The 11,201-nt window shown below is 64.8% G+C and carries 8 protein-coding genes, 1 tRNA gene and 1 pseudogene; 4 read left to right on the top strand and 6 right to left on the bottom strand.

All coding sequences use genetic code 11. From position 1 onward, the window contains the following. Window positions 1-565, bottom strand: a 565-nt coding sequence (locus ACMDCM_RS16865; RefSeq protein WP_412774802.1) for a FliH/SctL family protein, incomplete at its 3' end; no start/stop codon positions are given. After that, window positions 513-1,379, bottom strand: coding sequence for a flagellar hook-length control protein FliK (locus ACMDCM_RS16980; RefSeq protein WP_458575143.1), 867 nt, complete (start codon window positions 1,377-1,379; stop codon window positions 513-515). The genes ACMDCM_RS16865 and ACMDCM_RS16980, both read right to left, overlap by 53 nt. Before the next feature lie 1,178 nt (window positions 1,380-2,557). Here ACMDCM_RS16980 and mnmA point away from each other — a divergent pair. The 4 genes from mnmA (at window position 2,558) to ACMDCM_RS16840 (ending at window position 4,989) form a co-directional block, all read left to right on the top strand. Next, window positions 2,558-3,760: a tRNA 2-thiouridine(34) synthase MnmA gene (gene mnmA / locus ACMDCM_RS16855; protein ID WP_412774800.1), complete on the top strand. Its 1,203-nt coding sequence runs from the start codon at window positions 2,558-2,560 to the stop codon at window positions 3,758-3,760. Window positions 3,761-3,781: 21 nt separating this feature from the next. After that, window positions 3,782-4,420 carry a class I SAM-dependent methyltransferase gene (locus ACMDCM_RS16850; RefSeq protein ID WP_412774799.1) on the top strand — a complete coding sequence of 213 codons (639 nt, stop codon included), beginning with the start codon at window positions 3,782-3,784 and terminating at the stop codon, window positions 4,418-4,420. Between the two features lie 53 nt (window positions 4,421-4,473). Next, window positions 4,474-4,812, top strand: a complete 339-nt coding sequence (locus ACMDCM_RS16845) for a hypothetical protein (RefSeq protein WP_412774798.1) — start codon at window positions 4,474-4,476, stop codon at window positions 4,810-4,812. Window positions 4,813-4,912: 100 nt separating this feature from the next. Continuing rightward, a tRNA-Met gene (locus tag ACMDCM_RS16840) sits at window positions 4,913-4,989 on the top strand. A 123-nt stretch (window positions 4,990-5,112) separates the two neighbouring features. Here the strand turns inward: ACMDCM_RS16840 and ACMDCM_RS16835 are convergent. The 4 genes and pseudogenes from ACMDCM_RS16835 to ACMDCM_RS16820 all read right to left on the bottom strand — a co-directional run bounded on the left by ACMDCM_RS16835 (window position 5,113) and on the right by ACMDCM_RS16820 (window position 10,981). Beyond that, the gene (locus tag ACMDCM_RS16835) at window positions 5,113-8,382 is read right to left on the bottom strand and encodes an efflux RND transporter permease subunit (RefSeq protein WP_412774797.1); all 3,270 of its coding nucleotides are present in this window, start codon (window positions 8,380-8,382) and stop codon (window positions 5,113-5,115) included. After that, window positions 8,379-9,389: an efflux RND transporter periplasmic adaptor subunit gene (locus ACMDCM_RS16830; RefSeq protein ID WP_412774796.1), complete on the bottom strand. Its 1,011-nt coding sequence runs from the start codon at window positions 9,387-9,389 to the stop codon at window positions 8,379-8,381. Before ACMDCM_RS16830 ends, ACMDCM_RS16835 begins: the two co-directional genes overlap by 4 nt. A gap of 66 nt (window positions 9,390-9,455) precedes the next feature. Then, entirely contained in the window at window positions 9,456-9,659 is a 204-nt protein-coding gene (locus tag ACMDCM_RS16825; protein ID WP_412774795.1) for a YgaP family membrane protein, read from the bottom strand. A gap of 18 nt (window positions 9,660-9,677) precedes the next feature. Further along, window positions 9,678-10,981: pseudogene (locus ACMDCM_RS16820) on the bottom strand (NAD(P)/FAD-dependent oxidoreductase). Window positions 10,982-11,201: the final 220 nt, after the last annotated feature.

Raw genomic sequence — 11,201 nt, 5'->3', positions numbered from 1 at the left:
CGATGGCCGCGCGTTCCAGCACGATCCCGCCGTCGGCCCACTCGATTCGGCAATCGCCGGTCTCGATGTCGGGTTCGGCGAGGATGACGAGTTGTCCGGCGAACCCGTTTTGTTTGGCGATGCGCTCGATCTGCTCGCGCGCCGTCTCATAGAGTTGATCGTTGATCCGCACCACGAGATGCGGCGTTGACACCAGATGCCGGAAGCTGTCGCAGACCAGCGCGGCGATCTCCGTCAAGGGTTCGGCGGCGATCAACTCGCTGCACAATTTGCGTGCGACGGCGACGGCAACGTCGACTGCCTCGGTCTCCATCCGCGCTTCGACGCCTGCGACGCTTTGGGCGATTGCTCTGACTCCGGCGGAAATGTTCTCGATCGCCAGCGCGATACGGCGGTCGCTCTGCACCCTGGCTTCGCGCTGCGCGGCATCGAACCCGTTCTGATAGGCCCTGGATTCGGCGGCCGCGATCTGTTGCGCGATCTCCGGAGCCGTGGGCGCACGCTCGTTGGATTTATGCGAAACCGAAAAGTCCGTATCGAACAGGAATTTTGCCGGAGCGCCCATCAGTACACCAGTTCGTCGTCGGCGCGGTTTTTCGACAGCATGATTTCGCCCTTGGCGGCGATNCGCCGCTCGATCCGAGCACCCGGCCATAGCTTCGTCCCGCCGCCGCCGGAACGACGTTGTCTTCGGTCACGATCAGGCGCTGCGCATTGCGGCCGGTATCGTCGCGCGGGGTCTGACCCTGCGAGGATTGATCGCGCAGGCTGAACTGCAGGCCGCCGTCGCCGGTCTTCAGGCCCGCGTCCTGCAGCGCGCGCTGGAGTTGCGGCGCGTCCTGCCGCAGCATTGCAAGCGTTTCCGGCTTCTCGACGGTCAGATGAGATGTGACCCGGCCCTGACGGTCGACGTCGAGGCGGACATCGATGCGGCCCAAATCGGCGGGGTCGAGCCGGATTTCGAAGCGGCTCTTGCCGCTTTGTGCCGTGACCGCGATTTGGACTGCCAGTCCGTTCAACGGCACAGCGGCGCCAGCGGCGACCGCGACATTGTACTGCGGCGTTGCAGGCGTTGGCGCGGCGCTGGATTGCGCCTGCGGCTGCGCAACGGCGCTATTGATGCCCTGCGGTTGACCGTTGTCGGGTTGCGGCTGCGCCGCGCTGGCGTCGGTCGCCTGGGCGGAATGCTGCGGTGCTGCTGCTCCCTGCTGCGTCGCGGGCGTGCCGGTATCGGATGGGGCCGGCTTTGTGCTGTCGCTGGCGGCGGCATCATGCTTGTGCTCGCCGAGCGTGGCGTCGTGCGGCGCGTTCGGGCTCGCGGAGGCGGCTGACGGCGCTGATGCATCCGAGGTCGTTGGTGGAGGCTGGAGACCGGTCATGACCGACGCGGCCGTCTTGGCCGGCTGCGCATTGTCCGCTGTCTTTGTGCCCGCCTTCGCGGTGGCCGGTGTCGCCGCGGCGACCGCGGCTCCGAGGGTCAGCACGGCGGTTGCCTGCGCGGCCTGCTGGGAAGCCGGCGGGACTGTCGCCTCTTTCACGAATGCTGCTGTGGCAACGGCCGTATCCGCGGCCGCGCTGGAATCGGGGCCCGCCAGCGCGGCTTGACTAGCGGAAGCGGCGTCAGCAGCCGAGGCCCCGGCGGCTCCGGTTGATGCGCTTGCCGAATCGGTGGCTGCGGTCCCGGCGGACGCAGCAGCCGCCGACGGTGTCGCGGCCACCGGTGTCGCGACCGGAACCGCGACCGCAACCGGCGCCACCGCGACTTGCGGTGAGGTGCCCGCGTCTGTGGTTGTGACGTCCGGGGTCGTCAGCGCGGGATTGGAAGCGTCCCCGGCGACCTCGGTATCTCTGTGTTTGGTCCCATGATGGTGTCCGGCGTTCGATGCCTTCGTGCCGGCATCGGACTTCTGAGCTCCGGTGGCTGGTTCCGCGCTCGAATTGGCTTGCTGTGCGGTGGATGATGGCTGGGAACCACGTGTCGGTGCATTGTTATCCATCGGCACAGTGCGGTCTGGAGCGGAGGCGTTGGAAAGCCGCTCGGGACGCATGGCATGCTGATCGGACCAATTCGACGCGGGCGCGGCCGGAGCCTGCGAGGCCTGTGCGCTGATGTCGACCAGGGCCTCAAAAGAGTTCCCCATCGGCTGGTCGTCCCGCTCGGGCCTCTGCCGCGTATTCGGTAACGACGCGCTGGTGGCGGCTTCTGGTGTCACGCTAAGCACAGGCAACCTCTCGCGATAGGGTGCCAAGCGAGCAGCAAGGACCGGGCCATCGTCCGGTTTGAACTTATGATGAGTATATTCAATGAGTTATACAGCATGTCCAGCCGTCGGCCCGGCCGGTTCGGCTGCTTGCTTTCTGCCCGGCGGCAAGATTTGCCGCTGGTCCGGCGCCGTCATCCGGCCGTGATTGCCTCGCAGGAATACGAACTATATTACTATACAAAAGCTGGTCTTTCGGTCGGCCGGACGGAACGGAATTCCCGCTCCGGAACACCGCGAAAGTCTCCGATCGGCAAGGCGTGCGACCTTGCGCGATCTCATGTATGACGGGATCAATGCTCAACAGTCTGGATCTGGAAGGCCGTCCTCAGGATACGCGGGTCGTGGTCGCCATGTCGGGCGGTGTCGATTCGTCGGTGACGGCCGCGCTGTTGAAGTCCGAGGGTTATGATGTCGTCGGAATAACGCTGCAGCTCTACGATCACGGCGCGGCCACCCATCGCAAGGGAGCCTGCTGCGCCGGCCAGGACATTCATGACGCCCGCAACGTTGCCGAACGCCTCGGCATTCCGCACTACGTGCTGGATTATGAAAGCCGCTTCCGCGAAACCGTGATCGAGAATTTCGCGGACAGCTATGCGTCGGGCGAAACGCCCGTGCCCTGCATCGAGTGCAACCGTCTGGTCAAGTTTCGTGATCTCCTCGCCACCGCGCGCGAGCTTGGCGCCACCGCGCTGGCGACCGGTCATTACGTCGCCTCACACCGTCTGGCTGGCGGCTCGCGTGCGCTGCTCTGCGCGGCGGATTCGGATCGCGATCAGAGCTACTTCCTGTTTGCCACCACGCGCGAGCAACTCGATTTTCTGCGTTTTCCGCTGGGCGACATGACAAAGGCGCAGACCCGCGAACTGGCGCGGCGCTTCGACCTGTCGGTTGCCGACAAGCACGACAGCCAGGATATCTGTTTCGTGCCGACCGGGCGCTACACCGACGTCATCAGCCGGCTGAAGCCGAACGCATTGGAGCCGGGCGACATCGTCGATCTCGACGGGCATGTCCTCGGCCATCATGAGGGCATCGTGCATTTCACGGTCGGACAGCGCCGTGGCCTCGGCATCGCCTCCGGCGCGCCGCTTTACGTCCTCAGTCTCGATGCCGCCAACCGGCGTCTGGTTGTCGGACCGCGCGAAGCGTTGAAGATGCATCGTATCGTGCTGCGCGACGTGAACTGGATCGGCGACGGCGCGCTCGATCGCGCCGTGGGCGCAGGACTCGAACTGTTCGTGCGGGTCCGCTCGACCCGCAAGCCCCAGCCGGCGTGGCTGCGCGCCATCGACGGCCGCTATGAGATCGAACTCGTGGCCGGCGAGGAGGGCGTGTCGCCCGGTCAGGCCTGCGTGTTCTACGATGGGCCGGAAGGGCAGGCGCGGGTGCTCGGCGGCGGGTTCATCGCGCGTGCCATGGCGAAGCGCGCAAGCGGAACGGCCATGCAGAGCGGCACGCCGGTGGCACCTCTCGCCGCCGAACTGCGCGGATAGGGTTCGGGACGCGCGGACAGCATGGGCAACGACATCGACCGCGCCGGCGTCGCGAAGGCCTATGGCCGCTGGGCGCCGGTCTACGATCTCGTGTTCGGCAAGGTTTTCGATCCGGGCCGTCAATCCACCATCGCCATAGCCGATACGATCGGGGGGCGCATCCTTGACGTCGGTGTCGGCACCGGACTGTCGCTGTCGGACTATGCCTCTACCACGAAACTGTATGGCGTCGACATTTCCGAACCGATGCTGCGCAAGGCGCAGCAGCGCGTGCGTGCGCTCAATCTCACAAACGTCGAAACGCTGGCGGTGATGGACGCCAGGAATCTCGCCTTTGCAGATTCGTTTTTCGATGCGGTGGTGGCGCAATACGTCATCACGGCGGTGCCGGACCCCGAAGCGACATTGGACGACTTCGTCCGCGTGCTGAAGCCGGGCGGCGAATTGATTCTCGTCAATCACATCGGCGCCGAGCGCGGGTTCCGCCGTCTGTTCGAACTGGCGTTTGCGCCTCTGGCCCGGCGGCTCGGCTGGCGCCCCGAATTTCCGTGGCAGCGCCTTGTGAACTGGGCTGCGAAGCATGGCGGCGTCACGCTCTTCGAGCGTCGCCCGATGCCGCCGATGGGGCACTTCTCGCTGATCCGCTATCGCAAATCCTGATCCTCGGTTCCGGCGGAACATCGGCTGTCGCCGTTCGTTGCCACCCCATGCGGATGACAGTCAGGTCCTTATTTGTGTTGGTCGCCCTTGTTGCGCTTCCGGAGATCGCCTTTGCACAGGCGCCGCCGCCGGGCGCACCCCCTGCCACGACGCCGGCTCCGTCCCCGAACGCAGGCAATTGTGCGCCTCACGATACGGCCTCGCCGAGCGGAACGACGACCGGCAAACCCGGGGAGCCGCTCGGGGACAAATTGGCGAAATCCGACGGCGTGCTGTGTCCGCCCGCGGGCGTCGATCCGGAGATGCGCGCGCCGACCCCGGAAGGCGGCAATACGCCGGTTATTCCGCCACCCGGCAGCCCCGGCGGGGATCCCAACGTGCGGCCGAAATAAGCCCCCAGCAATAAACCGGCATATCGGTCGGCTTTGCTTGACACGCCATTGAGCGGCTTTTTATATGCCGCGCGTTCACGGCTTTCGTCGTGAACACTGTGGCGAGGTAGCTCAGCTGGTTAGAGCACGGGAATCATAATCCTGGGGTCGGGGGTTCGAGTCCCTCTCTCGCTACCATCATCCCCTTTATATCGGGGAATATCGCGAATCCCCGAAAATCGCCGTCACCCGGTCTTGGCCCGCGACTCTTGGCCCGCGACGTCGGATGTTCGGCGCGGCGCGCGTGATCGCCGTTCGCGGCTATCGCGCCGGCCTGTCTCCTCTCAGCACGACATAAATTGCCGGGATAACGAGCACGGTCAACGCCGTCGATGATGCGAGGCCGAACAACAGCGAGATGGCGAGCCCCTGGAAGATCGGGTCGGCGAGAATGACGGCCGCGCCGATCATCGCCGCGATCGCGGTCAGCAGGATCGGCTTGAAGCGGATTGCGCCGGCCTCCAGCAGCACCTCGGTCAACGGCCGGCCGGGCCGGCGTGCATGGCGGATGAAGTCCACCAGCAGGATCGAGTTGCGCACGATGATGCCGGCCAGCGCAATGAAGCCGATCATCGAGGTCGCCGTGAACGGCGCGTTGAACAACCAGTGGCCGAGCATGATGCCGATGAAGGTGAGCGGGATCGGGGTGAGGATGACGAGCGGCAACTTGAACGAGCCGAACTGTGCGACGACGAGGATATAGATCCCGAGGATCGCCACCATGAAAGCCGCGCCCATGTCCCGGAAGGTCACCCAGGTCACCTCCCACTCGCCGTCCCACAACAGGGTCGGGTGGGTTTCGTCGTCCGGCTGACCGTGCAGGGCGATCACGGGCTTCGGAAGGTTGCCCCAGTCGATCCGGTCGATCGCATCACGCACCGCCAGCATGCCGTAGATCGGTGCTTCATAGGCACCGGCGAGTTCCGCCAGCACCATTTCGGCGGAGCGGCCGTTGTGCCGGAAGATCGGCCAGGACGCCGGCTCACGGGTGACGCTGACAACATCGCCGAGTTCGACCACTCCACGACCGCCGGGAAGCGCGTTGGCGGGCACCGGTGTCGTCAGCGCGCGCGCATCCATCACGGCGTTCGCCTTGGGCAGCGCGAGGCGGATGACGATCGGATAGCGTCCTCCACCACGCTGGGAATAGCCGACCGTGGTGCCGCCATAGAGATCGCGCAGCGTATCGTAAACGTCAGATTGTTCGACCCTGTAATATTCGAGATTGTCCTGATTGATGGCGACGCGCACGCGCTCAGCCTGGTTGTGATAGCTGTCATCGACATCGACGATGAACGGCACGCTCTTGAACGCCGCGCGCACCTTGGCGGCGACCGCGCGCCGGGTGTCGGGGGTAGGACCGTAGATCTCCGCAAGCAGCGTGCCCAGCACCGGCGGCCCCGGAGGCGGCTCGATCACCTTCACCACGGTGTCCTTCGGCAGATCGAGACCGCTCAGGCGCTGCCTGAGTTCAAGCGCGATGGCATGGCTGGCGCGCGCGCGGTCGCCTTTCGCGAGCAGGTTCACGGCAATATCGCCCTGCTCGGGACTGGAGCGGAGATAATAGTGCCGCACCAGCCCGTTGAAATCGAACGGCGCACCCGTGCCGGCGTAGGTCTGGAACGACACAATTTCGGGTACGGATGCCAGGCGATCGACCATCGCCTGCAGCGTTCGGTCGGTATCCTCGACAGACGAGCCCTTCGGCAGGTCCAGCACGACCTGAAGATTGGCCTTGTTGTCGAACGGCAGCAGCTTCACCGTGACATGCCTGGTGTAGAACAATCCGAGCGAGGCCAGCGTGGCAAAGCCGACGACCAGAAGAAAAGTCCAGGACCGCCAGCGGGAAGCAAGGATGGGTCTTGCGACCGCAACGTAAATGCGGCCTAAGCGACCGCCGCCCGCATTCTCGTGGTCGCCGCCGGTCGCGCCAGATTGTTGTTTTGATACGTTTTCCGGACGCGAACCGGATTCCGCTTCGCTTGAAAAGGCTGCACGGCGACCGCCGAATTTCATCATCAGCCACGGCGTCAGGATGACGGCGACGAAGAAGGAGAACAGCATCGCCGCCGAGGCGTTGGCCGGAATCGGGCTCATATAGGGTCCCATCATGCCGGACACGAACAGCATCGGCAGCAGCGCCGCCACCACCGTCAGCGTCGCGACGATGGTCGGGTTGCCGACCTCGGCCACCGCATCGATCGCGGCCTGCGCGCGCGGGCGGCCATCGCGCATCGCCCAGTGGCGGGCGATGTTCTCGATCACCACGATGGCGTCGTCCACCAGAATGCCGATGGAGAAGATGAGCGCGAACAGGCTGACGCGGTTGAGCGTGTAGCCCATGATCCACGAGGCGAACAGCGTCAGCAGGATCGTGGTCGGGATCACCACCGCCACCACCAGCGCCTCGCGCCAGCCGATGGCGACGGCGACCAGCACCACGATCGACACTGTGGCGAGGGCGAGATGGAACAGAAGTTCGTTGGCCTTCTCGTTCGCCGTCTCGCCATAGTTGCGCGTGATCGTCATCTCGACATCCGACGGGAAGATCTGGCCGCGTGCCTGCTCCAGCCGCCGCACGATCTCCTCGGCGATCACCACCGCATTGGTGCCGGGACGCTTGGCAATGGCGAGCGAAACGGCGGGCGCGCGTTCAAGGCCGGCATCTGCCGTCTTGCGGATGTCGGTGACGCGATTTTCGGCCGGCGAGGTTGCAAGCACGACATTGGCGACGTCGCGGACATAGACCGGGCGGCCGTCGCGCGCCGTGAGCAGGATATTGCCGATCTCGGGCAACGCCTGCAGGGACTGCCCGGCGACGATCGCGCGTTGCTGCGTATCCTCCCGCACCGTGCCGATGCGGAATGAACGGTTGGCGCCTTCGATCTTGGCAGCGAGTTGCTGCAGGGTGATGCCGTAGAGCGAGAGCTTTTCCGGATCGGGTTCGACACGAAACTGCTCCGGCTGCTCGCCGACGATGTAGGTGAGGCCGACGTCGGGCAGTTTGGACACCTCGACCTGCAGCTCGCGGGCCAGCCGTGTCAGCCCGTTCGCGGTCCAGCGCGCGGCGGCATCCGGCGTCGGGCGCAGCGTCACCACCACGATCGCCACGTCATCGATGCCGCGGCCGACGATGAGCGGCTCCGGAATCCCGACCGGGATCCGGTTCATGTTGGCCCGGACCTTCTCGTGCACGCGAAGAATGGCGGCGTCCGGATTGGTGCCGACCTTGAACCGCGCCGTCACCACGGTGCCGTCGTCCTCGGTCTGGGAGTAGACGTGCTCGACGCCGTCGATGCTCTTGACGATCGTTTCGAGCGGCTCGGTGACGAGCTTCAAGGCGTCCTCGGCCTTCAGCCCATTGGCAGCGACATGGATGTCCACCATGGGCACGGATATCTGCGGCTCTTCCTCGCGCGGCAGCGAGATCAGCGCGACAAGCCCGAGCGCAAGGGACGCGAGCAGGAACAGCGGCGTCAACGGGGAAGCGATGAAGACGCGGGTGAGGTTGCCGGCGAGCCCGAGCTTCATGGCAGCATGATCCGGTCGCCGTCGTGCAGGCCGGTAAGGATTTCCGTGCGCCTTTGGCCGCCCTCTTCGACGGCCTCGCCCAGAATGACGGCGACATCCATTTCTCCGGTGGACGTGACGAGGCGTACGTAGTCGACGCCGTGCATCGTCCGGATCGCCGCCGGCGGCACCGGCAGCACCGTGCGCTTGCCGACCGGGATCGACACCAGCGTGCGCTCGTTGACGAAATAATCGCCGATCCCTTCGACCTCGACATCCGCGATCACGCGTCCGTCGGTGATCTCGGGATAGACCTTGACGATACGGCCGCGATGCGGGGCGGACAGCCCGCCCGGCGCGGTGAGCCCGCGCGCGCCGACCGTCACGTCGGCGCCCTGTCTGATCTCGCCAGCATGACGCTCCGGCAGCGACAGCCGCAGATAATACGGACCCGGCGCGATGCGGGCGATGTCCTCGCCGGGCAGGATCACCGAACCGAGGGTGACGGGGACCGTGAGCACCCGGCCCGTCGCCGGCGCGAAGACGGTGCCCTCGCGCGCGCTCTGCTCGATGACGGTCTTCTCCGCCTTGGCCGCAGACACCTGATTGGTCGTCACCTCGAACTGCATCTTGGCCTGATCGAGGCTGACCTGCGTGCCCGACCCGCTCGCCCGAAGCTGCTGCGCCCGCTCGAGCTGGACGCGTGCATTCGAAAGCTGCGAGTTGAGCGCCTCGATCTTGGCGTCGGCGGCGTTGAGCTGAAGCGCGAGCTTGTCATCGACGACGACGGCGATCGCCTGTCCTTCCCTGACTTCGTCGCCCTGCGTGACGCGAAGCTCGCGCACCGAGCCGCCGATGCGGGCACGCGCCGGCACCACGATGCGGCTCTCGACCTGGCCGAAAACGGCCTTCATCTCGGGAATCGTCGTGGCCTTGACGACGAATTCACCGGCATTGGCCGCGGTCGCGCCGGCGATCGCGGCGCCGGCGAGAACGGCTGTCAGGAAGCGCAAGATCGGTCGATGCATGAGCGTGCAGCTTTCACGGAGCGATCACGAGTTTCGCCCGGCCATCGGATGGAAAAAGCCTGGTCGTTATTTGAATGCGACGCCGGCCGGGCAGCCGAGCCTTCTGAAGACCATGGCCGCGGGACAAAAGCCTGAGACCGACGCCTGGATCAGGTTCAGGCCCACGAAACCCGTGAGCAGAAACCACCAGGGCGACACGTAAAATCCGAGCCCCAGCGAGACGAGAACCATGAAGCCGGCAAACATCATCACGGCGCGATCGATCGTCATTGTCGTTTCTCCTCTGCTTCAAGACTGCGCCTGTTCGGCCGTCTCCACGTGAATTTCCTTCAGCTTCTTGATCCCGAGCATGTCGAGGACGAGGTTTTCGTAGAAGGTCTCGGCCTTGCCCTGGCGTACCTTGCGCAGGAAGTATTTCTCAAAGCCGATCTTGGCTGCGTGGACCCATTTGCCTTGCGACGACCAGTTGACGTTGCGCGGCGGAATCTGGGGCTGGGCGACGAAAGCGATGCCGTCGTCGCCGAAGTCGGCGAGGCAGACCGCGTTCCAGGTTGCGACCGCTTTCGGCTGCTCGCCCTTGAGGAGCGAAGCGATGTTCTCCGCCGTGGCGGTGACCATGGATTCGATCATGAAACCGGTCTTCGGCACGCCGACCGCGAGCGGGGTCTTGCCGACCGGCGGAATGGCGACGCAGACGCCGACGCCGAAAACGTTCGGGAAGACCGGGTTGCGCTGGTGCTTGTCGATCACGATAAAGCCGCGCGGATTGGTCAGACCCTCGACGCCATGAACGGCCTTGACGCCCCGGAAGGCCGGCAGCAGCATCGAGAAGGCGAAGGGCAGTTCGTGTGTCGCCTTGAGCGAACCGTCGTCGTTGACCTCCTCGACGACGAGCTTTTCAGGATCCACCCTGGTCGTGCGCGCATTGGTGATCCATTTGATGTGGCGGTCACGCATTGGCTTTCGATCAGGCCCTTGGTGTCGCCGACGCCGTCGAGCCCGAGATGGCCGATATAGGGCTCCGGCGTCACGAAGGTCATGGGCACGCGGTCGCGGACCCGCGCATTGCGCAAGGCCGTTTCGAGGATGAAGGCGAATTCATAGGCCGGGCCGTAGCAGGATGCGCCTTGCACGGCGCCGATCACCACCGGTCCCGGCGTCTTGACGAGTTTGTCGAATGCGACTTTGGCCTGAAGGGCATGATCGGTCTGGCAGACGGACTGGGTATGGGCAGTCGGGCCCAGTCCCGGCACCTCGTCGAAGGCAAGGTCAGGTCCGGTGGCGATAATCAGGTAGTCGTAGGTAATGGATGTGCCGTCGTTGAGTTGAATCCGATTTTCAGCCGGCTCGACGCGTTTGGCCCCCTCCGGCCGCAGTTCGATGCCTCTCTGTTTCAGCACCGGAGCAAGGTCGACTTCGATATCCGCCGGCTGTCTCCAGCCGACGGCGACCCATGGATTCGAAGGCACGAACGAATAGGTCGAGCCGAGATTGACGACGGTGAGACGGTCGTCGCGTCTCAGCTTGGTCTTCATCTCATAGGCCATGATGGTTCCACCGAGGCCCGCGCCGAGAACGACAATGTGAGACATGGACTATTCCTCCGATTTATCCGCCGAGTTTCCCTGACATCGCGCATTGCGTCTTGATCTGGTTCAAGGCAGGAGCAAACTGTCCTTTGAACCTTGCGCCGACCTCTCGGAAGGCCGGACACCTTGCACATAACATTCAAGGAGTATAAATTCAATACTATGAATGTAGGAGATATGATGCCGGCGGCGGAGTCGGCCGCGGAACTGATGCGCAGCCTGT

The organism is Nitrobacter sp., from assembly GCF_047149785.1.
GTDB lineage: Bacteria > Pseudomonadota > Alphaproteobacteria > Rhizobiales > Xanthobacteraceae > Nitrobacter.
Note: the sequence above shows the minus strand (reverse complement) of the source record. Positions and strands in the feature narration are given on the sequence as shown.